Genomic DNA, 22285 nt, shown 5'->3' with positions numbered 1-22285 from the left:
CGGTTAGCTCTACGTTGAGAGCTCAGAATGCGTTCCCCGCCAGTGGAGTCCTCCGAAGGCAACATCGCAGTAACTTCAACAGGGAGTTCGTATGTCAGTCACACCGAACCAAATTCATACGCAAGTTGCTGGCGCCATCAAGGCGTTAGAAAAATTGCCAGCAAAGGAGCGCGAAACCAAGCCGTCTCGTACCTTTTCCGACAACTACAACAATCTCCTGTCTCTCGCGAAAGAAGCGATGCCCACAGTGGACGCAAGACGCTGGCCGCCAGAAGCCCCAACTCACGTCCCGACAATGGGGCTGGCGACTTCCGAGCTCCGATTCACGGAGATTCACGCATTCTTAGAGCAAATTCTGGCCATCGTCAATGAAGGCATCCAGTACTTCTGAGTGCGCTCAGAGCGGATTCATGGCAATGCGCGGGTTGGTTCCCACGCTGAGACCTAACCCCTCGAAGGGGACCTGCCTGCGGCAGGCCCCTTACCTCGAACGTTAGGCGCTAAACAGGATTTCATAATGGTCCCGAGTAACATTCTACAGCGAACGTTTCACACCTCTCACAATGGCGAGTCCGGTACAGCCTTCACTGTCGACGTTGCAGATCGACAGTATTTGCTGACTGCCAAGCATGTGGTTGAGGAACCTATGGGGTCAGGTCTTGCATTTGACATGAATTAATCAATTTAAGCTGCTTTGCAAACCACTGTACATTTTATAATTATGCAAAATACAAGACCTGACCCCGTTACTTTCCGCGCCTAGTGATGCAAACGGCTTATTATCAGTTTATTGAAACGCGGCTGGAGGAAATCACCCCCAAAGCCCAGCCGGAGGGCTGATGCACTGCATTAGCCATGCTGCTGCATCGTGTTTTCAGACTACAAAATCAATCACTGCGCAAGCTACATTAAAAAAATGACGGTTATGGTCAATAATACGACAGCCAACACAGACAAATTGACTACACTGCTGAACCCTAGTCTACTTAACGACAAAGCAAGCAGTCAGATGTGAGCCTGCTTCAACAGCACGGACATGGTAGAAATCCCCGTTCAATCGGGTGCAGTATCTCAGCATAAAATACTTCAGGCTGCGCACAGCAAGGAATTACAAGGCGCTTAGCGTTTTTATGCACCCATGGTGGTGGTTTTTCTGCCGTTTCAAGGGTGTCTACATATTGTTATGTGTCAGCTGATTTTGGAGGGAATGGATGATGCCGAGCAAAAGTCTAGTTTCACGTATACCAGCTTATAAAGCCGCATTCTCCAGTGGAGAACTCCAAAAGACCTATCAAGATCTAGTTGGCATTGTTCAAAATCTAAGAACTGAATTCTCAAAGAAATACAAAAGTGAATTCTCGATTGCGAATGTGTTACATGGCTATATAGATTTCACGTACTTCTATTTGCAAAATGACTATCTCAGGAAGAAAAAGCTAAAGCTTGCGATTGTCTTTAACCACAAAAATGCAAACTTTGAGCTGTGGCTTCTTGGGCAAACAAAGGACGTACAGATTCTCTATTGGAGAAAACTAAGAGAAGTGAAGTGGGTCAATGAGGAGGCAATGCCAGAGTATTCAATTTTCGAAGCTCCTCTACTTTTGGCCCCAGACTTTGATAGTTCAACAAAGCTATCGGAGTCCATTCACACGCAATTTGAAACTCTGTCCCAGGAAGTTTTCAATACGCTGGCGGCATACGAGTAATGCCACATAACATGGCAGTCGAGCGGGACGGCCGCAAGCTGCGCTTGTGTTTTCGTATTGCTGTTGCATTACGGAAAACGTGGGCATTGTTTTTTGCAGTGGCAATACGCCTAACATGGCACTCAAGCAGACTGGCCGGAACGTGCGGCTTTTTTATCCAATTGCAGCGTAGGCCAGCTGCTTAATTTTGACGTTAGCATCAATCGAGAAAAGAGTCATATGTCAGATTTATATAAAAATGCGGTGGCCTTTCTACAAAATAGATTTCCTGTCGCACCAGTACTTAATCATGAAAATGTTTTTAGAGATATACATGACAATGAAGCATTTAAAATCTGGCCAATGATTGCTCAGGACTCTCGGTCAGGAATGAAGCAAAGGGCAATAGCAATTGAAAACTTAGGAAGTAAAGATGAAATCTATGCCGTTGCCCAATCTATGGATAAGATTTTTTTAGAACTAAATTCATCCGTTTATGTAAAAATCAGAAATAGCTTGAAGCCGACTGGCCATGAAATAGATACGAATCAAATGGTTTTTGCACCAAGGGTTATTCTTTACACAAATAAACTCTGCATACCCTCAGAAAGGGTTATTCAGGCCTTCAACTCTGTAAATGCTTTGATTGATATCGTAGATGAGAATGAAATGTATAAAACACTTTTTGTATCTTACGGAGGGCCTGATGAGAGCACCGTAGCAGAGATAAATAAAAGGATAAAATCTAAAGGCATTAAAACATGGTTTTTTCCAGACGATGCTAATCCAGGAGATAAGCTACACAGAATGATGCATGAGGGCGTCAATAACCATGATCATGTTTTGTTGGTTTGCTCTAAAGTATCACTAACGAGGCATGGTGTTCAGAATGAAATTGAAAGGGTTCTTGAGCGAGAGGCTAAAGAAGGCGGATCTGAAATACTTATTCCCGTCACACTTGACGATTATGTGTATGGCGACTGGGCACCAAAGAGACCAGATATCGCAGATCAAATAAGATCAAGAGTTATTATTAAACTAGAAATTGACAGTGATCAATTCGATAGTTCAATTGATAAATTAGCTAGAGTATTAAAGTCAAATGGCTAACAAAAATGCTGAACGGGATGCTTCGCACCCGTGAGCTTGGCGTTAGGCCCCCATAACAATATGGTAGGAACATATGAATTTACCTAAAACAATTCAATGCCAGTTTATTGCCAAAAGCTGGGCTGAATCGCCGTTCCATGAAATGGAAAATGCTGGGGCGCTTAGCCGCGCCAATATCATTAATACCATCTCCGGCGAGTTGGTGGCTGAAGGTATTCTTGAATATTTGCTGGCGTATCCAAACACACAAGGAACTGAAGTTCCTTTTATTGGCTATGAGCGAATTATTGGAAGCATTGGCTCCCTTAATGGCAGTTTCATAATAAAACATAATGGCATTTTCTCGCCCACAGCAGGTGTGAGTGGAAACATTGAAATTGTCAGCGGTAGTGGTACTAATGATTTTTCGAGCATTCGTGGCAAAGGCAAAATTACGGCCCAAACGGGTGAACACGGCGGCGAATATTTTCTTGAGCTTGAGCATGTAGCCTAACAAGGCGCTCACTGGGACCGCGTGCCGCGGCCCCTTAGTATGATCGTTAGCGACCACAAAGGACTTCATCACCGTGATAGTCGATGCTCCATCATCGCAAGACTTCTTTGACTCCGGGATCGAACCTATAGGGCCAAGTCTTGCATTTGACATGAATTAATCAAGCTACATTTAAGCTGCATTGCAAACCCCTGTAAATTTTATCTTATGTAAAAGACCTGACCGCGTTACTTCTTTTTAAACCTCAGAAACAAACCATTGGGCGCCTACATGTCAACCGAACACCATCACGCAACATCTGTGTCACTTCCTCAGGAGTCGGCGATTGCTAAAGCCTACGCATCGACGAATCTCGCAGATGCCTACTCGATCGAGCTTCCAGCCGGAGCGTCGAGCAATCCCGAACTGTTGGCGAGGTTCATCTTCGCTCACCAAGCGCCTTGGGTCGGCCGCCTCATGGCGGTTCGAGACGCGCTCGTAGCCGGTTTCGGCCTCAAAACAGCTAAGCATCTCGCATCACTGGATGCGGAAAGCGGAGCGGGCCGACTCAGCATCTTTAAGATCTACAGCACAAGTCCAACTGAAGTTGTTCTTGGAGAGGACGACAAGCACCTGGACTTCAGACTCTCTATTCTGTGTTCCGGCCAGTCGTTGCCGGGAGCTAAACGTCACGTAGTTCTGTCGACCGTTGTCCACTGCCACAATCGCTTAGGTCGTCTCTATATTTTTCTCATTGCCCCGTTTCATCGCTTAGTCGTTCAATCCAATCTTCGTAGTGCGGCACGGATCGGTTGGCCGTCGGAGGCGTAAGCCAAAGTCCAAATCATCATGCATGGCCAACTGGGGTCTAACCCTTCCATCGAGCGGACGTCTTTCAGCGAGCTTCGCCCGCTTCTAGCCGCCGCTCATGTCAAACGTTAGGGAGCCAAGTATGCTCGGTACCTGTCTCAAATTCATCACCACTCTTTTCCTTGTTGGGTTCGCTATGTCCGCTATTGCAGGAAACTTCTTTCCGCCTGAGTACAAGTCGTTTCCGTTCAAAGAAGGCGACCTTCTAAGCAGTCAAAGCCGCGACGGCAAATTCTCCGTTTCAAAAATTCTCAAGATTGATCGAGTCAAAGTCAAGAAGGGAGCATCGATCAACATCCAGGGCAAAGTGTTCGTTGCGCCAGAAGATGACTTCTTGTTGATAGTAAGTTGTGCGTACGGGAAACCCGAGTTTGCTTCACTTGAGGAAGCGAAGGCCGCAGCTAGGGCGGGAACTTGGCACATTTCAATTGCGCATGCCCCCAATCGCTCACCTGGCGCACAGGAAGGGCAAGTAGTTGTCAGTCATAAGGTCGTCGAGGAAAGCGAATTGACCGGTTACCGACAGTGGAAAGCTGCATTTGACCGAGAGGAAGCAGGTGTATTTTAAGCGGCGGCCCCCTAACCTATAGAACCTAATAGAACCTAATAGAACCTATAATAGAACCTAATAATAGAACCTAATAATAGAACCTATAATAGAACCTAATAGAACCTAGGGTCAGGTCTTGCATTTGACATGGATTAATCAATTTAAGCTGCTTTGCAAACCACTGTATATTTTATCTTATGTGAAATGTAAGACCTGACCCCGTGACTTCTTGCTCCGCGGGCAACCCGGTTGCAGGGCCAGGAACGCCAAAGCTTGCGGCAGAGTGGTGGCAGTGGGCAATGTCAACGGCCCGAGACGACAACCCTGTTGCAGATCTAACTGGTACGAACTGCTCAAAAAATCAACGTGGAAACACCTGGTTTCTGGCTGGTGGGTTTGGCTCATCAAAGATTCGCAGAACTTGTACCATTCCTGCGGGCAAGACCTTATTCTTTCCTCTGATCAATATGGTGTACATGCCAGCAAGGGGGGGTAAATCGATTTCATGCGAAGATACAAAAGCCGCTGCCGCGCTAAACAATGATACCGCTCTTGATCTGTTTGCCGAACTCGATGGCAATCCAGTTAGCAACCCCAAGCAATATCGTATCTCGTCCAAAACATGCTTTGATGCATTCGCCCGGCAACCTGCCTCAATGCAGCCATATAAGGCATTTCCATCGGCTACGGACGGGTTCTGGCTATTGTTAAAGCCCTTACCTACCGGCCAACATACTCTGAAATTTGGCGGCAAGTACAACCGAGAATCCGCTGGCTATGGCAGTATGGTTCAAGACATCGAATACGTGCTGCTTGTCCAGTAAGCACTAAATTTTTAACCGGGCAGACTTCTCTCGGCAAGCCGTGGCGCCTCTTATCTGCTGCGTTAGGAAAGATCAATGAATATCACCTCACTTCCGCTACATGATGCAGTGCTATCCGGCATCAACATCTGCTGGGAAGCGGATCGATGCGACTTCCGGGTTTCGCCGGTTGGTGGGGAGGCACACTTGCTTGTTTTTGAGAGCTTTACCAACCTGGCGCTTCCCAATAAAAAACACTGGGGAAGATCATGCTCCATCAACACTGTTCAAGAGAGCAAACCAGGAATATTCGAGGTTGAACTGCAGTCTGGTGACGTATTGCGTGTGGAAGCGCGCCACTGGTCATATCGGGCTGTGGCGGGAACATGATGGGCCTTGCCCTTTACGCAAAGGCTTGCTTTAGGCTTCCATTCATTCGAAAGCGAGTTAGCACATGAACTTGAACCGTACCAAAAACCTAATTCACGAAGGGGTTAACCGTGACAACCCAACGGAAAGCCTCATTCAGGTCCTGGAATCTACAATTGAGTTAATTTCCATCCCGGATAATGACTTTCTCTGGTCATCCTGGAGTAATGAACAAGAAGCAAAGCAAGAAATACTCAATTTAATCTCCATTATAAAAAATGGAGCATTGCCAGACAGAGTAAAAATCGCAGTTCTATTTGCCCCAACCGGGCCGCTGCAGGAGATTAGTCTCTGCAGCGGCTGGTCAGAGGCCTTCCTAAAAATTGCGGATAAATATGATGAAGTTGAAGCATTGCTCTGGCGAGGCTGCTAGCAATGCACTTAAATCAGCATTTTTTACGCAAGCAATAAAAAAGCCCCGATCATATTTCTACCGGGGCTTTATTGAAACGATGTGATGGCTATTTAATCTGCCAACGCTTCTTCTAATACCTCAATAAAGCGGGCGTTTTCTGCTGACAAGCCGATAGAAACACGCAAGGTGTTGGTCAGGCCGTATGGGGCTAATGGGCGGATAATTACGCCGCGCTGCAGCATAAATAGATTAAGCGCTGCTGCATCGCCACAATGAAAGGCGATGAAATTAGCTTGGCTTGGAATAAAACTCACACCTAATCGCACAAAGGCTGCCGTTAATTGGGCCATACCCTCGCTATTTACGCGCAGGGTTTCTTTTAAGAATTCTTCATCATCCAGCGCTGCTGTAGCTGCGGCTTGCGCAAGGCTATTAACATTAAACGGCTGGCGCACGCGGTTGATCATATCGGCCACTTCCGGTGAAGTGAGCGCCATACCCACGCGCAAACCAGCCAGACCGAAGGCTTTAGAGAAAGTACGCACCACGATTAGATTGGGGAAGTCTTTCAACCAAGCAATTGAATCAGGGCGCTTTTCCGGGGTAAAGAACTCGGTGTAGGCCTCATCCAGCACCACCAGTACATTTTTTGGGCAGTTTTGTAAGAACTCAAGCAAATCGCCCGGTCTAGCCATGGTGCCCGTTGGATTATTTGGGTTTGCAATCCAAACCACCTTGGTGCTTGGTTCAATCGCGGCCAGCATGGCGTCTAAATCGTGACCATAATCCAGCGCATTCACTTGAATGCCTTTTGCGCCAACGGCTTGAGTAGCCAGAGGATAAACAGCAAACGCATATTGCGAATAAACGGCCGAGTCACCCGCCGCTAAGAAAGCATGGGCAATTAAATCCAGTACATCGTTGGAGCCATTGCCTAAAATAATTTGTTCCGTTTTTACGCCATGTTTTTGAGCTATTTTGCTTTTTAAATCAAAACCATTGCCATCCGGATAACGGGCTAATTCGGCCAGTTCTTTTTCAATCGCCGCTCTGGCTTTGCTCCCCATACCGAGTGGATTTTCATTTGATGCCAATTTCACGATATGGTCAGGATTTAATCCCATTTCACGCGCCAATTCAGAAACCGGCTTGCCGGGCTGATAAGGTGCAATGGAGCGAACATATTCCGGGGCTAGATCTTGCAAACTCATTTGAAAATCCTTTTTGCTATCCGATGAATCGGGTATAGAGGAAACACCGCACACTGTAGCGCGATTGATTAATTAAACTGCAGCCTTAAACACCACCGATAAAGCAAATCCGGCGCAGATGCTTTCTAAATACGTAATATGCTAAGCTTTCCACCACTGACCTTCTATTGATCCCGGCATATTGGCCAGAATATCCAATAAATTGCGTGGATCGGCTGCAAGTTGCAATTTACTGTATTCTGCCGCCTCTAAAAAGCCCGCAGCCACCGTTTCTTCAAGGAATTTTGTGAGTAAATTGTAATAATTACCGGTATTAAGCAAGCCAACCGGCTTGCTGTGTAAGCCAATTTGCGACCAGGTGAGTATTTCAAACAACTCATCCAGCGTACCAAAGCCGCCCGGCATAGCAATAAAGCCCCCTGCCAGCTCGGCCATTTTGGCCTTACGGCTGTGCATTGAATCTACAATAACTAGCTCGGTACAGGCCTCTAAAGCCAGCTCGCGCACCGCCATAAACTCCGGGATCACTCCGATGACCTTGCCACCCGCATCCAGACACGCAGTGGCCACCTCACCCATCAAGCCAACATGTCCGCCGCCATAGACCAGCGTGATCTCGCGCTCAGCCAAAACCACACCCAGCTCCCGCGCCGCAGCAGTAAACTCAGGCTGAACGCCGTGCTTCGCACCACAAAAAACGGCAACTGATTTCATTTTTTACCCTTTTAATTTTCAACTTCACCACTGGGGCCCCCAATCCTATCAACTTAAGGGAATTTGTAGCTTAGGTTAGCAGTCTGCGTGCGCAGGTTTACCAAGTTCAGATATATCGCGTAACCCAACATTCTTTTGCACATAAATGTTGGGTTACGCTGGTTTATCCGCCCTACATGGCTAATAAACCAGCTAACCCAAGCTACAACACCATCAAACCCTGCGGGTTTTGCTTAAGTTGATAGGATTACTGGAGCCGCCTCTTGAAAAACATAAGAAACACAAAGCAAGTATTGCTTTTGGTTTTCTCTGTGAAACTCTGGGGCCGAAGTGCTCTCTGTGGTTCAAAATTTGGGTTTTATCCACCAAACAATTGCATGGCTGACAAAACAATGCCGCTCCCGTAAGAGCGGCATTACCTTTAGGGGCGAAAGATTTAAATCACCGCCACAGGGTAAGACCCCAACACCTTTACAAAAGCAGTTGTATCAGCCAGCTCGGCCAAGGCGGCTTGCAGCGCCGCGCCGCTCACATGCCCTTCTACATCCACAAAGAACACGTACTCCCACAGGCCCGCACGGCTAGGGCGGGATTCGAATTTATCCATTGATACGCCATTTCTGGCCAGAGGCTCAACCAGAGTATGCAGCGCGCCGGGGCGATTCGGTGCAGAGATCACCAAAGAGGTTTTATCCCGGCCGCTCGGGCCGACTTCCTGCATGCCCAGCACCAGAAAACGAGTGGTGTTGTTAGGCTCGTCTTCGATATTTTCAGCAAGGCGCAGCAAGGCGTAATTTTCTGCCGCTGCATCCCCAGCAATCGCCGCGGATGATTCATCAAGGCTGGCTAAACGTGCAGCTTCTGCATTACTGGAAACCGAGACCCGTTGCACTTCAACAGGCAGGTTTTTATTCAACCATTCATGGCATTGCGACAGGCTTTGCGCATGGGAGTACACGCGTTGCAAGCCCGCTTTGCCTTCCACCTTACGCAGCAAATGGTGATGAATGCGCAGCACTACTTCACCACAGATTTTTAAGGGTGTATTCACCATCAAATCCAGCGTGCGGCCCACAGCCCCTTCGGTCGAGTTTTCAACCGGCGCAACGACATAATCGGCGGTTTTGGCTTCTACCACCCGAAATGCTTCGTCAATTGAGCTACAGGCCATCGTATGCGCCGCATGGCCAAATTGTTTAATTGCTGCGGCCTGGCTAAACGTACCTTCAGGCCCCAGATAGGCAATCGTTAGAGGGCGTTCCAGAGCAAGGCAGGCCGACATAATTTCACGGAACAGCTTAGCCATGGTTTCACCGCTTAAAGGCCCGCGGTTTAAGGATTTTACCCTTGATAAAACCTGCGCTTCACGCTCGGGGCGATACACAATGCCGCTGCCTTTAATTTCACCAATCTTGCGAGCATGGCTGGCGCGCTGATTTAATAGCTGAATAATTTGTTCGTCGATGGCATCAATGGCATCACGATGTTGGCTTAATTGTTCTTCACTCATTGATTTCTCGAATTTAAATAGGCGGTGGGCTGCTCTGCACACGAAACGCTTAAGCGCAAACACAGCCACCAAACAGACACTTGATGAGGATAGATCAGGCCGTCGCAAATGCGGGTTTAAACCCCAACCCGATCAACTTAAGCGGAATATTTTTCGTAGGGCGGGTTTCACCCGCCCTACGAAGGCCAAACTTTCATCCTATTTAGCCGTGGCTTTTTGCAAAGGTACGCATATATTCACACAGCACACGCACGCCTTCGATGGGCATGGCGTTGTAAATCGATGCGCGCATGCCGCCTACAGAGCGATGACCTTTTAATTGCAACAGGCCTGCCGCCTTGGCCCCTGCCAAAAAATCATCGTCTAATTTTTCATTTTTCAAATTAAACGGCACATTCATACGCGAGCGGAAAGGCTTATCGACCGGGCAATGATAAAAGCCATTGGATGATTCAATGGTTTCATACAGCAGGGATGCTTTTTCGATATTTTTTTGCTCAATCGCCACTAAACCACCTTGATTGAGCAGCCATTTAAACACCAGCCCAGCCACATAAATACCAAAAGTAGGTGGCGTGTTGTACATCGACTCGGCATCGGCATGCACGCTGTAATCCATCATGGTTGGCGTGTTAACGCGCGATTTGCCAAGCAAATCTTCACGGATAATCGCGATACAAAGGCCAGACGGGCCGATATTTTTTTGTGCGCCCGCGTAAATCAGGCCAAATTTAGACACATCAACCGGCCGCGATAAAATCGTTGATGACATATCGCAAATCAGCGGCACTTCGCTCTTTGGGATATCCGCAAACTCAACGCCGCCAATAGTTTCATTGGCACAGTAATGTAGTAGCGACGCTTCTTTAGAGCGCTGCCATGTTGATTCGGCCGGCACATAGCTAAAGTTGCGATCTTCACTACTGGCAATCACATTCACTTTGGCAAAACGTTTCATTTCTTTAATGGCAATTTTGGACCAGTGGCCGGTGTTCACCACATCAATCGTGCCATGCTCAGGCAGCAAATTCAGCGGGATCATCGAGAAATGCAGATGCGCACCGCCTTGCAAAAACAACACTTTATAATTAGCCGGAATACCCAAAAGCTTTCTGAGATCCGCCTCGGCCTCATGGATAATCTGCGTAAATTCTTTACCGCGATGGCTCATTTCCATCACACACATGCCAGAGCCATGCCAATCAGTCAGCTCTTGCTGTACGGTCAGCAAGACTTCACGAGGCAATACAGCGGGGCCAGCAGAAAAATTGTAAATCTGAGTCATGGCGAGCTTATCCCTTAGGCAAGTAGAAAATGGGCGCGGGCAACCGCCACCGGCTTGCTGCGATCATCCTGCCAGGCGGTCATCAGCACATTGGCGACGCGCTTGCCCTGGCGAATAATCTCACACTGGCCGTACAACTCAACCGGACGACCCGTGCGTAAAAAATCGATAGAAAAATCAATAATCTTGGGCACGCTGCATATTTCTGATGCCCACATCACATGCAAAATAGCCGCGTTTTCTAAAAAACCGCCAATAACGCCGCCATGCAGCGCAGGCAAAATCGTATTGCCAATGTTGTGCGTGTGAAACGGCAAGAAAAACAAGGGCTGGCCATTTTCTTCGCGGCTTTGAATACCCAATAATTTGGCATAAGGCACGGCATCAATAGCAGTAGATAAGGAATCAAAGCTGGTAATCGGCGGGCTCATGCTGCCACCTCACGTGCGGAATTGCGCATAAAAGTACCCACGCTGTAAGCCACAGGATCATTAATATCATCCTGATATGCCGTGGCACGGGTAAAAGCAATTTGCTTAGTGAGTTTATAGCATTCTGCGGTGCAATAAATGGGGAAATCTGGCTTGGCTGGGCGAAGATAATCGAGGCGTAAATCCAAAGTAGCAATCGCCTCCAGCTCGGTCAGCATGGTGTAAATCGCCCCGGCACTGGTTGAATCAACCAAGGATGTCACTACTCCCCCATGAATCACCCGCGTTGCAGGATTGCCGATCAGCTCGTCTTTAAAGGGCAGGCAAACGGTCATGCTGCCGTAATGCGCTTCGCCAAATTTAAAGCCCAGCACCTGGCAATGCGGTAAGGTCATAAACCAATCTGAAATTTGCTTAAATAATACAGGTGATGCAACAGGCGCTACGCTCATAGACCATCCCTTTTTTTAAAGCACAGCCTTCGCGTTTTAAACAAACACCAGGCTGCGCATACTCCACACACAACACTGGCCTGTCGTGCAGGCCAGTGTTGTTATTTCGCGAAGAAACACTTACTCCGCAGCAGGCTCGTCACCCTCAACAGCATCACCCTCTACAGCGGGCGTATCACCCTCTGTAGAAGCCGCTTCTGCGGCAGGCACTTCGCCTTCAGCAAGTAACTCGTCATCTTCCAGCAGTTCGTCATCCGAATCCGTTTCACACACTTTTTCCAGACCTGACAAATGCTCGCCTTCATCCAGATTAATCAAGCGCACGCCTTGTGCAGCACGGCCTGTTTCACGGATTTCAGCGACTTTGGTACGAATCAGCACGCCGCCGGTGGTAATCAGCATCACGTCATCGGAATCTTCGACCAGCGTGGCCGCAACGAGCTTACCGTTACGATCGCCAGTATCAATTGCGATCACACCTTGCGTACCACGGCTAGTCAGGCGGTAATCGCCAACCGGCGTGCGTTTGCCATAACCGTTTTCGGTTGCCGCCAACACCTGCTGATCGTCGCGCTCGGCCACCAGCAAGGAGATCACTTTCTGACCTTCTTGCAGCATCATGCCGCGCACGCCCGTTGCCGTACGGCCCATGGCACGCACGTCACCTTCGTGGAAGCGAACTGATTTACCTGCGTCAGAGAACATCATGATCTGATCGCCACCATGCGTCAGCTCAACGCCAACGAGGTAGTCATCCATATCCAGACCAACCGCGATAATGCCTTTCTTCATCGGACGCGAGAAATGCACGAGTGAGGTCTTTTTCACTGTACCCATCGCCGTCGCCATAAAGACAAACTGATCTTCGGTAAATTCTTTCACTGGCAGAATCGCGCTGATCTTCTCGCCTTCTTGCAATGGCAAGAGGTTTACAATCGGCTTACCACGGCTATTACGACCGCCCTGTGGCACGTTATACACTTTCAACCAGTACACACGGCCATGCGATGAGAAGCACAAGACGTAATCATGAGTGTTGGCCACAAACAGCTTGTCGATGAAATCGTCTTCCTTGGTCGCAGCGGCTTGTTTACCACGGCCACCACGGCGTTGTGAGCGATATTCATCAGCTGGCGTGGCTTTCATATAACCACTATGCGTCAGCGTCACTACCATATCTTGCGGCGTGATCAGGTCTTCTAAGCTGAGATCTTCGCCATAGGCAATGATTTCAGACTTACGCACATCGCCAAATACAGTTTTAACTTCGTTCAGCTCGGTCACGATGATTTCGGAAACACGCTCTTCACGTGCCAAGATATCGAGTAAATCGAGGATCTTTTCCATTACATCGCGGTATTCGCTAACGATTTTGTCTTGCTCAAGGCCGGTCAGGCGCTGCAGACGTAGCTCAAGAATCGCCTGAGTCTGTACTTCAGACAGGCGATAGCCATCAGTCAGGCTAAAGCCAAACTCCATCCCCAAACCATCCGGGCGCGATGCGCTCACATCGGTACGACTGAGCATGTCTTCAACCAGTGCCGAGCGCCAAGTACGGCCCATCAGGCTGATTTTAGCTTCTGCCGGCGTTGGAGCCGCTTTAATCAAGGCGATGATTTCATCGACATTGGATAAAGCCACTGCCAAGCCTTCCAGAATATGGCCACGCTCGCGTGCTTTACGCAGCTCAAACACCGTACGACGAGTCACCACTTCACGGCGATGGCGCAAGAAGCATTCCAGCACCTGCTTGATATTCAATAGACGCGGCTGGCCATCGACCAGTGCCACCATATTGATACCAAAGCTGTCTTGCAGCTGAGTGTGCTTATAGAGATTATTAAGAATAACCTCAGCCACTTCGCTGCGTTTAAGCTCGATCACCACGCGCATACCGGATTTATCCGATTCATCACGGATTTCGGTAATGCCTTCGATGGTTTTCTCGCGAACCAGCTCGGCAATGCGCTCCAGAAGGCGCGCCTTGTTAACCTGGTAAGGCAGCTCATCGACGATGATGGCCTGCTTATCGCGGCTTACATCCTCAAAGTGAGTGCGCGCCCGCATAATCACACGGCCACGGCCGGTGCGATAACCTTCACGCACGCCGTGAATACCATAAATGATACCAGCGGTAGGGAAATCGGGCGCAGGGATGATGTCGATAATCTCATCGATGGTCAGCTCTGGATTAGCTAACAAAGCTAAACAGGCATCGATCACTTCAGTAAGATTATGCGGCGGGATATTGGTCGCCATCCCGACTGCGATCCCCGACGAGCCATTAATCAATAGATTAGGCACGCGAGTAGGCAGAACAGTGGGTTCGAGCTCTTTTTCGTCGTAGTTAGGTGTGAAATCGACCGTTTCTTTATCGATATCAGCCAGCAACTCGGAAGAGATTTTTTCTAAACGACATTCTGTATAACGATAGGCAGCAGCAGAATCACCATCGATCGAACCAAAGTTACCTTGGCCATCAATAAGTGGGTATCTCAGGGAGAAATCCTGCGCCATCCGCACCAAGGCCTCGTAGGCGGCGGTGTCGCCGTGCGGATGATACTTACCGAGCACGTCACCAATAACGCGGGCACACTTCACATAGGAGCGATTCCAGACATTATTGCTTTCATGCATTGCAAACAGAATGCGGCGGTGTACCGGCTTTAAGCCATCACGAACATCGGGCAAAGCGCGCCCTACAATTACACTCATCGCGTAATCGAGGTAGGAGCGTCGCATTTCCTCTTCGAGACTTACCGGGATTGTTTCTTTGGCAAAGTTTTCGAGCATCTTAGATAGGGGCCGGGGCGTCATGTAATACGCACCACGCGTAAACAAGCAAATCAATTACGGTGGTGCCGTTGCAATGCCACAACACATTCGTTGCAGCACGCGCGTTCGATCCCTAAGTGTACCACGGGGGCGAAGATGCTCCAATTGGGCTACCCTCAACAGTGCCTCCCCACAACAGAATCAGCCTCTGCGGCAAAAATTACAGCCTTACTATTTGCCGCAAGCATTGTGAAACCATTAGAATGCAGCACGTGTATGGAAAAAAAGCCTTGACGGTTCCTCAGGCGAGGCTTATCCAGAACCTACAAGCAATATAAATATCAGCTTGCTAAATGATTTTCTAGGAGATAAAAACTATGCTGTCGATCAAGCAATCCCTGACACGCCTTGCCGTTGTAACTGCTTTAGGTGCAATGAGCACTGCTGCATTTGCTGGCGTTGAAGCTTACACACAAAACGCAAACACCCCAGGCACTGTTGTTAAAAACGGTATCGGCGAATGCTGGCGTACAGGTACTTGGACTAAAGAAGCTGCAACTGTTGAAGGTTGTGATGGTTACGTTAAGCCAGTAGCAAAAGTAGCTCCTGTTGTTGTAGCTCCTGTTGTTGCTCCAGTTGTTGCTGCTCCAGTGATCAACACTAAGCACTTCACACTGAAATCAGACGTTCTGTTTGACTTCAACAAAGCATCTCTGAAGCCAGCTGGTAAAGACGCTTTAGACAAGCTGTACGAAGAAGTTAAAATGATGGACCCTAAAGACGGTGAAGCACACGTAATTGGTTACACTGACCGTATCGGTTCAGACAAGTACAATCAGCCACTGTCAGAAAAACGCGCTAAATCTGTAGCTGACTACCTTGTTTCTAAGGGCGCTCCAGAAGGTAAAGTTAAGTTTGAAGGCCGTGGTAAAGCTGAGCCAGTTACTGGCGACACTTGCGGTAAGATCAAAAAACGCGCTAAGTTGATCGAATGTCTGTCTCCTGATCGTCGTGTTGAAATCGACATCAAAGGCACAAAAGAAGTGGTAACTCCAGCTAAGAAGTAATTTACTACTTCGCACAAAAAGCCCCGCCAGTGCGGGGCTTTTTTACTATTTACTCGGGAAATCCAATGCGCAAACTTGCTCTCATAATTTTAGTTGCGGTGACGAGCCAAACCACTTGGGCCGATGCAGTCAGCGATTTAAAAAACTATCTAAGCAGCACTCAGTCTTTACAAGCCAACTTCAAACAAACCGTCACCAGCCAGCAAGGCAAAATCCAGAATAGTAGCGGCACACTCTCCATTCAAAGACCGGGTTTATTTCGCTGGATTTATCAAAAGCCATTTGAGCAACTGATTATTGCCGACGGAAAACAGGTCTGGCTGTACGATCCTGACTTAAAACAGGCCACAGTTAAAGCCATGGGCAAGGCATTAGAAAGTAGCCCTGCTGCACTACTTGCGGGTAATAATCAATTTGAACGCAATTACACATTACGCCCGCTACCTAGCCGTGAAGGAATCGACTGGCTAGAGGCCACGCCCAAGCAAGCAGATCAATCTTTTAATTCGGTCAAACTAGGCTTTAGCCAAGGTCAGCTCATGCAAATGGAGCTACACGACAACTTTGGGCAAACCACGCGCATCTACTTTAGCGCACTCAAAATAAATCCTAAAATTGATGCTGGCCAATTCCGCTTTACCCCGCCTAAAGACGCGGATGTGATTCGTGAATAAACACTAAACAACTTAAAAATTACAACTCCCAATACGGACCCCTGCGTGAGTGATTTATTTGCAAAGCCCGGCCATATTCCCTTGGCCGAACAATTACGCCCCAAAACCATCGCCGAAGTCGTGGGCCAAAGGCATTTACTCGCCCCCGGCAAGCCATTAGCCGCCGCCATTTCAGGTGGCAAGCTACACTCTATGATTCTATGGGGGCCACCGGGGGTCGGCAAAACGACTCTTGCCCGCCTGCTTTCCAGCGCCTTTGATGTGGAATTTATTGCGCTTTCTGCCGTATTTTCTGGCGTAAAAGATATACGTACCGCGATGGAAGAAGCGGAAAACCATCGCAGCATGGGCCGACACACCCTGCTCTTTGTCGATGAAGTACACCGATTCAATAAAGCACAGCAGGATGCATTCTTACCCTTTGTTGAATCGGGGCTTGTCACTTTTATTGGTGCAACCACCGAAAATCCTTCTTTCGAAGTCAATTCTGCTCTGCTTTCCCGCGCCCAGGTTTACGTTTTAAATGCCTTATCAGAAACCGAGCTGACAGAACTCCTACAACGAGCCTGCCACGAGTGCCTGCCCGAGCTGACGTTTGAATCTTCCGCCATTGATACGCTCACCGGCTTTGCAGATGGTGATGCTAGACGCCTGCTTAATCTGATCGAACAATCGGCCACCGCCGCCTTGGCGGCCAAACGCACACACATTGATAGCGATTTTTTAAGCGAAACACTCACGCTCAATGCCCGCCGTTTTGACAAAGGCGGCGACTCATTTTACGACCAGATTTCTGCCTTGCATAAATCGGTGCGCGGCTCCAACCCCGATGGTGCACTCTACTGGCTGACCCGCATGCTGGATGGTGGCGCAGATGCCCGCTATTTATCCCGCCGCATTGTTCGCATGGCTTGGGAAGACATCGGCCTTGCCGACCCACGCGCCATGCAAATTTGCAATGATGCCGCCAGCACTTTTGAGCGTTTAGGCAGCCCCGAAGGCGAGCTGGCGCTGGCACAAGCGGTGATTTATCTTGCCATCGCGCCTAAATCCAATGCGGGCTATATGGCCTACAAAACCGCCAAAGCCTTTATCAGCAGCGACAAAAGCCGCGAAGTCCCTATACATTTACGCAATGCACCCACCAAACTCATGAAAGAGCTGGGCTATGGCAAACGCTACCGCTACGCCCACGACGAGCCAGAAGCCTATGCCGCAGGCGAAAGTTATTTACCCGAAGGTCTGGAAGGCATGCACTTTTACGAGCCAACCCCTCGCGGGCTAGAAGGGAAAATTACCGAAAAATTACGCCATCTTGCCGAGCTGGATGCGGCGTGGTTAAAACAGAATCAATAAACTCAGTCAAACCTTGCTCGTACAAAACCCAAATCTTGAACCACGGAGCGCACAGAGAACACGGAGTTTCACGGAGAAAACCAAGCCATTACATCAAAACAGCCAAGGCCTTGATCCATAAAAAATCAGCTATTGTTCGAACCACTCTGTTTTTCATAAAAAACAGGGGTTCACAACACTCATTTGGGGTTTCTCCTTTTTCTCGTTTTTGCCTTTCTCCATGCTCTCTGTGTCTACAGATTTAAGGTCTAGATTTAGCTTTATAGATTTGGCTTAAGATTTTAGGTTTTTAAGAGCTTGCCAGCCGTGTAAACTATCAACTATTCCGAAACAAAAAGACAACGATTATGCTCGATATCAACTTACTCCGTACCGACTTGGAAAACGTGGCTGCACGCCTTGCTAGCCGCAAGTTTATTCTTGATGTGAACGCGTTTTCTGCACTGGAAAACGAGCGCAAATCGCTGCAAACACGTACCCAAGACTTACAAGCCAAGCGCAATGCCAGCTCCAAGCTGATTGGTCAAGCCAAGGCGAAAGGCGAAGATGTATCGGTCATTATGTCCGATGTGGCCCATCTGGGTGAGGAGCTCAAAGCTGCCGAAACCGCGCTGGCTGTGCTGCAAGAAAAAATCAACGATATGTTGCTCTCTATGCCTAATCTGCCGCACGAATCTGTGCCCGTAGGTAAGGATGAAACCGAAAACGAAGAAGTGCTGCGCTGGGGCACTCCCCGCGTATTTGATTTTGAAATCAAAGATCACGTTGATCTAGGCGGCCCGCTGGGCCTTGACTTTGAAACCGGCACTAAATTATCTGGTGCACGCTTTACCGCGCTTCGTGGCGGCATTGCCCGCATGCACCGCGCATTAGCGCAATTTATGCTCAATACCCATACGCTCGAGCATGGCTACGAAGAGGTTTACACCCCGTATTTGGTGAACGCCGCCAGCATGATGGGCACAGGACAGCTGCCAAAATTTGAAGAAGATTTATTCAAAGTAAACCGCCCAGATGCCGAGCCACTCTATCTGATTCCTACGGCCGAAGTGCCAGTCACCAACTTTGTTCGCGACAGCATCGTGAAGCTTGAAGATTTGCCGATGAAGTTCACCGCTCATACCCCGTGTTTCCGCTCCGAAGCCGGTGCCTATGGCCGTGATGTGCGTGGCTTGATTCGTCAGCATCAATTTGAGAAAGTAGAGCTGGTGCAAATTGTTCACCCAGATGAATCGCTCAAAACATTAGAAATTCTAACCGGCCATGCTGAAGCCATCTTGCAAAAGCTGGAATTACCTTACCGGAAAGTGAACCTGTGCACGGGCGATATGGGCTTTGGCTCACAAAAAACCTATGACTTAGAAGTATGGCTACCCGCGCAAAACACTTACCGCGAGATATCCAGCTGCTCCAGCATGGGCGCCTTCCAAGCCCGCCGCATGCAAGCCCGCTTTAAGAATGAGCAAGGTAAAAACGAGCTTGTACACACCCTGAACGGCTCGGGCCTAGCCGTAGGCCGCACCTTGGTTGCCGTACTGGAAAACTACCAGAATGCAGATGGCAGCATCACCGTTCCTGCCGTATTGCGCCCTTATATGGGGGGATTGGAAGTATTGAAGTAAAAATATTTAGCACGTTCAAAAGCCGCTACCTTAGGTAGCGGCTTTTTTATTGCACCAGCAATCAAAAACAAAAATTACTTCAACCTTTCAAAAAAGTGCACATAAAGAATACCATTTGCTTTGAAATCGTATTCATTCCATTAAGTACAGCCCGATGTCAGCAGCAAGACGGGTTATAAAATCGATCTGACAACTGATAAAAAACAGCCTCCCCGCCTTCTAGATACACTCAATACAAATGGCTCCATCAGCCCTATCACACAGCGCCGCTGCCACGCCCTGCCCCTTTCTCATATAAACTACAGCACCACCTTACAATTTGGCTGAGCTATGCGCCCTGTTAGTGCCATCCGAGCTTCTTATGCTGCTGACAAAGCCGCCTTACACCAACGTTTTAACACCCCGAGTGAAGCCTTACCGCTCTTGGGTGAGCTGGCACAGCTGACAGATCGCACTTTAAGCGAACTATGGGGCAGGCATCAGTTTATTGACGAGGTGCTGCTGGTGGCCGTTGGGGGCTATGGGCGGGGGGAGTTATTCCCTTATTCTGATGTGGATTTATTGATTTTATTGCCCGATTTGCCCTCACCTGCGCTCTTAGAAAAGCTGGAAGTCTTTGTTGGCGAGCTGTGGGATATTGGCTTGGAAGTGGGGCATTCGGTCCGAACCACGGCCGACTGTATGCACGAGGCAGAGAAAGATATCACGGTGCAAACCACCATTTTAGAAGCGCGGCTCTTGGTGGGGGATCCTGAACGCTTTAAAGAATTTTATGACACAGTGCATCGCTATATCGATACCAAGGAATTCTTTGAAGCCAAATTATTAGAGCAGCAAGCACGTTATGGCCGCTTTCAAAACGCCACCTATAATCTTGAACCTAATATCAAAGAAGCTCCGGGTGGCCTGCGCGATTTGCATTTAATTGGCTGGATTGCCGCCAGCCAGGGTTTAGGGCGGGATTGGCACGCTTTGGCCCAGCTTAAAATGCTGACCGATGAAGAGATTATTAAGTTAGAAAACGCCGAGCGCGTATTACGTGCCTATCGCATTCAATTGCACTGGCGAGCCAGGCGCCGTGAAGACCGCATTCTTTTTGATTACCAACACACCCTCGCCAGCGATTTTAAATTTGAAGACAGCGAAAAAGGCTCAATACGCCTGCGGGCCAGTGAAGCCCTCATGGCCACCTATTACCGCTCTGCCCGTATTATTAGCCAACTCGCCCCTTTATTATTAGAAGCACTCAGGGCACGCATTTTTTCACAAATTGGTATTGGGATTCGCCCGATTAATGAATCATTTCAATTACGCGGTTCATCCTTAGAAATCACTGCGCCTGATGTGTTTCAACGCCAGCCTTCGGCCATATTAGAATTATTCTGGCAATTAGAGCGTTTAAGGGATGCCCGGGATATCAGCCCCGCCACGCTCAGGGCACTTTGGCATGCCCGATCCAGCATTGACGACGATTTCCGCAGTGATCCTGTTAATCAACAATTTTTTATTGATATTTTCCGCGAGCCGCGCGGCCTGACCCGCGTATTGCGCCGCATGAATCAATACGGCGTATTAGGCCGTTTTATTCCAGAGTTTGGGCAAATTGTGGGCCGTATGCAGCATGATTTATTTCATGTTTATACCGTGGATGAGCACACCCTGATGGTATTGCGCAATGTGCGGCGCTTTGCCGCCAATGCCTTTACCCACGAATACCCAATGTGCTCACGCCTGCTGGCCGAATTCGACCGGCCCGAAGTTTTATATCTGGCCGCGCTGTTTCACGATATTGGCAAGGGGCGTGGTGGCGATCATTCGGCGCTTGGTAAAGAAATCGCTGCCAGATGGTGCCAAAGCATGCCATTGCCTACTGAGGATGCCCAGTTGATTACCTGGCTGGTTGAGCATCACCTGACCATGTCGTCCGTAGCGCAAAAGCAAGACGTGTACGACCCTGAAACAATTCAAGCCTTTGCCACCTGGGTGGGGGATCAGCGCAAGCTCACCGCCATTTACCTGCTGACTGTTGCCGATATTCGCGGCACCAGCCCCAAGGTATGGAATGCGTGGAAAGCCAAATTGCTTGAAGATTTGTTTAAAGCCACCCAGCGCCTGTTAAGCAATACCAATAGCGACCGCTCCTGGCTAGAGGAAAGGCAAGATGAAGCGCTGCGGCTGATCCGCCTGCATGGTTTGCGCCAGGAAGCACATGAAGAATTCTGGAAAGTGCTCGATACCGTGTATTTTTTGCGCCATGACGCCAAAGAAATTGCTTGGCACACCCGCATGCTATTTTCTCGTGTCAATACACTTAAACCGATTGTGCGAGCTCGGCTTTCAGAATCAGGCGAAGGCTTGCAAGTGATGGTGTATAGCGTGGATAAAAATGATTTATTCGCACAAATTTGCAACTTCTTTGAACGCTCTGGCTATACCATTTTTGATGCGCATATTCATACCACGCAAAATGGCTATGCTCTGGATAGTTTCTATGTGTATATCCCTGACAATCGGGTAGAGAATTATCGCGATTTAATTGCTTATATTGAGTTTGAGCTTAGCCAGCAATTAGAAAAAGATCTGCCACTGGGCTCGGTGCATAAAACACGCATCTCACGCCAGCTTAAGCATTTCCCTATTCAGCCGCATGTGATGATTCGCCCGGATGAGCGTGGCAAATACCATGTTTTATCCATTGCGGCAGGCGACAGAACAGGGTTGTTATCAACAATTGCCCGTGTATTGGCAAATAACCGCATTGAAATTCAATCGGCAAAGATTATGACTTTAGGTGAGCGGGCAGAAGATAATTTCTTAATCAGCGGTAATTTACTCAAAGATCAACACGCCACAAGGGCATTAGAAGCCGAGCTATTACAGGCGATTCATGCACATTAAGTTTTACTAAAAAAAA

At 48.5% G+C, this 22285-nt stretch carries 21 protein-coding genes; 14 read left to right on the top strand and 7 right to left on the bottom strand.

Going from position 1 to position 22285, the window contains the following annotated elements:
- The first annotated feature begins 91 nt into the window (after positions 1 to 91).
- The 9 genes from VN23_RS04345 to VN23_RS04300 all read left to right on the top strand — a co-directional run bounded on the left by VN23_RS04345 (position 92) and on the right by VN23_RS04300 (position 6292).
- Positions 92 to 391 carry a hypothetical protein gene (locus VN23_RS04345; protein ID WP_046349841.1) on the top strand — a complete coding sequence of 100 codons (300 nt, stop codon included), beginning with the start codon at positions 92 to 94 and terminating at the stop codon, positions 389 to 391.
- An 820-nt stretch (positions 392 to 1211) separates the two neighbouring features.
- Entirely contained in the window at positions 1212 to 1706 is a 495-nt protein-coding gene (locus tag VN23_RS04340) for a DUF7000 family protein (RefSeq protein ID WP_197433016.1), read from the top strand.
- Between the two features lie 219 nt (positions 1707 to 1925).
- Positions 1926 to 2795 (top strand): toll/interleukin-1 receptor domain-containing protein, encoded by an 870-nt coding sequence (locus tag VN23_RS04330; RefSeq protein ID WP_046349839.1) that lies wholly within the window; start codon positions 1926 to 1928, stop codon positions 2793 to 2795.
- A 73-nt stretch (positions 2796 to 2868) separates the two neighbouring features.
- Positions 2869 to 3288: a DUF3224 domain-containing protein gene (locus VN23_RS04325; protein WP_046349838.1), complete on the top strand. Its 420-nt coding sequence runs from the start codon at positions 2869 to 2871 to the stop codon at positions 3286 to 3288.
- A gap of 270 nt (positions 3289 to 3558) precedes the next feature.
- Positions 3559 to 4098 carry a DUF2867 domain-containing protein gene (locus VN23_RS04320; RefSeq protein WP_046349837.1) on the top strand — a complete coding sequence of 180 codons (540 nt, stop codon included), beginning with the start codon at positions 3559 to 3561 and terminating at the stop codon, positions 4096 to 4098.
- Positions 4099 to 4273: 175 nt separating this feature from the next.
- A complete protein-coding gene (locus VN23_RS04315) occupies positions 4274 to 4705 on the top strand; it encodes a hypothetical protein (RefSeq protein ID WP_046350160.1) in 432 nt (143 codons plus the stop codon).
- A gap of 281 nt (positions 4706 to 4986) precedes the next feature.
- The gene (locus tag VN23_RS04310) at positions 4987 to 5511 is read left to right on the top strand and encodes a hypothetical protein (protein WP_052746345.1); all 525 of its coding nucleotides are present in this window, start codon (positions 4987 to 4989) and stop codon (positions 5509 to 5511) included.
- A 75-nt stretch (positions 5512 to 5586) separates the two neighbouring features.
- On the top strand, positions 5587 to 5880 hold the full coding sequence (locus VN23_RS04305) for a hypothetical protein (protein WP_046349836.1): 294 nt from the start codon (positions 5587 to 5589) through the stop codon (positions 5878 to 5880).
- Between the two features lie 64 nt (positions 5881 to 5944).
- Positions 5945 to 6292 carry a hypothetical protein gene (locus VN23_RS04300; RefSeq protein ID WP_046349835.1) on the top strand — a complete coding sequence of 116 codons (348 nt, stop codon included), beginning with the start codon at positions 5945 to 5947 and terminating at the stop codon, positions 6290 to 6292.
- Between the two features lie 92 nt (positions 6293 to 6384).
- Here the strand turns inward: VN23_RS04300 and hisC are convergent, their stop codons facing one another.
- The 7 genes from hisC to gyrA all read right to left on the bottom strand — a co-directional run bounded on the left by hisC (position 6385) and on the right by gyrA (position 14670).
- Positions 6385 to 7485, bottom strand: a complete 1101-nt coding sequence (gene hisC, locus VN23_RS04295; RefSeq protein WP_046349834.1) for a histidinol-phosphate transaminase — start codon at positions 7483 to 7485, stop codon at positions 6385 to 6387.
- Between the two features lie 141 nt (positions 7486 to 7626).
- Positions 7627 to 8199: a TIGR00730 family Rossman fold protein gene (locus VN23_RS04290; protein WP_046349833.1), complete on the bottom strand. Its 573-nt coding sequence runs from the start codon at positions 8197 to 8199 to the stop codon at positions 7627 to 7629.
- A 436-nt stretch (positions 8200 to 8635) separates the two neighbouring features.
- Complete coding sequence (gene pheA / locus VN23_RS04285; protein WP_046349832.1) at positions 8636 to 9709, bottom strand: prephenate dehydratase; 1074 nt, start codon at positions 9707 to 9709, stop codon at positions 8636 to 8638.
- Positions 9710 to 9911: 202 nt separating this feature from the next.
- Positions 9912 to 10994 (bottom strand): 3-phosphoserine/phosphohydroxythreonine transaminase, encoded by a 1083-nt coding sequence (gene serC, locus VN23_RS04280; RefSeq protein WP_046349831.1) that lies wholly within the window; start codon positions 10992 to 10994, stop codon positions 9912 to 9914.
- 14 nt (positions 10995 to 11008) lie between these two features.
- Entirely contained in the window at positions 11009 to 11425 is a 417-nt protein-coding gene (locus tag VN23_RS04275) for a PaaI family thioesterase (RefSeq protein WP_046349830.1), read from the bottom strand.
- Entirely contained in the window at positions 11422 to 11877 is a 456-nt protein-coding gene (locus VN23_RS04270) for a PaaI family thioesterase (protein WP_046349829.1), read from the bottom strand. Before VN23_RS04270 ends, VN23_RS04275 begins: the two co-directional genes overlap by 4 nt.
- A 120-nt stretch (positions 11878 to 11997) precedes the next feature.
- Positions 11998 to 14670 carry a DNA gyrase subunit A gene (gyrA, locus tag VN23_RS04265; RefSeq protein WP_046349828.1) on the bottom strand — a complete coding sequence of 891 codons (2673 nt, stop codon included), beginning with the start codon at positions 14668 to 14670 and terminating at the stop codon, positions 11998 to 12000.
- Positions 14671 to 15029: 359 nt separating this feature from the next.
- On the opposite strand from gyrA, the gene VN23_RS04260 reads away from it, so the two are divergent.
- From VN23_RS04260 to VN23_RS04240, 5 genes are all read left to right on the top strand, one after another.
- Positions 15030 to 15719 carry an OmpA family protein gene (locus VN23_RS04260; RefSeq protein ID WP_046349827.1) on the top strand — a complete coding sequence of 230 codons (690 nt, stop codon included), beginning with the start codon at positions 15030 to 15032 and terminating at the stop codon, positions 15717 to 15719.
- A gap of 65 nt (positions 15720 to 15784) precedes the next feature.
- A complete protein-coding gene (gene lolA / locus VN23_RS04255; protein WP_046349826.1) occupies positions 15785 to 16393 on the top strand; it encodes an outer membrane lipoprotein chaperone LolA in 609 nt (202 codons plus the stop codon).
- Between the two features lie 45 nt (positions 16394 to 16438).
- Entirely contained in the window at positions 16439 to 17749 is a 1311-nt protein-coding gene (locus tag VN23_RS04250) for a replication-associated recombination protein A (protein ID WP_046349825.1), read from the top strand.
- Between the two features lie 347 nt (positions 17750 to 18096).
- A complete protein-coding gene (gene serS, locus VN23_RS04245) occupies positions 18097 to 19371 on the top strand; it encodes a serine--tRNA ligase (protein ID WP_046349824.1) in 1275 nt (424 codons plus the stop codon).
- A gap of 330 nt (positions 19372 to 19701) precedes the next feature.
- Complete coding sequence (locus VN23_RS04240; RefSeq protein WP_046349823.1) at positions 19702 to 22269, top strand: [protein-PII] uridylyltransferase; 2568 nt, start codon at positions 19702 to 19704, stop codon at positions 22267 to 22269.
- Positions 22270 to 22285 lie beyond the last annotated feature (16 nt).

This window comes from Janthinobacterium sp. B9-8, assembly GCF_000969645.2.
Taxonomy (GTDB): Bacteria; Pseudomonadota; Gammaproteobacteria; order Burkholderiales; family Chitinibacteraceae; genus Iodobacter.
Note: the sequence above shows the minus strand (reverse complement) of the source record. Positions and strands in the feature narration are given on the sequence as shown.